We start from the raw sequence: 259 nt of genomic DNA on the forward strand, positions 1-259 counted from the left end.
GTCCTGCTACGGCGCGGATGTTACGGTTTTCTAAATCGGTGCCGCCTTTGATATTCTCAAAGCGATACATGATGGCGCTGCGGGCATCGCTGTGAGGATTATCTGGGTGCCCAACAGGTAAGATTGCTTGGAATGGCGCCGCAAGTCCGCCGAGTAGAAAGTTGGTCGTCGGGGAAAGGCCGTTCATGCCGGGTGCGGGGGAACGATAGACGCGCTGTGAAACAGAGAAACCGACTTCGCTGAATGCAGTGAGATGGTC

1 protein-coding gene is annotated in these 259 nt (G+C 55.6%); it reads right to left on the reverse strand.

Features of this window, described 5'->3' with window-relative positions:
• Positions 1-259 (reverse strand): hypothetical protein (locus QN347_RS20235; protein WP_323494465.1); only part of this gene is annotated, 259 nt, incomplete at both ends.

Source organism: Sphingomonas sp. 10B4 (assembly GCF_035019905.1).
Taxonomy (GTDB): Bacteria; Pseudomonadota; Alphaproteobacteria; order Sphingomonadales; family Sphingomonadaceae; genus Sphingomonas; species Sphingomonas glacialis.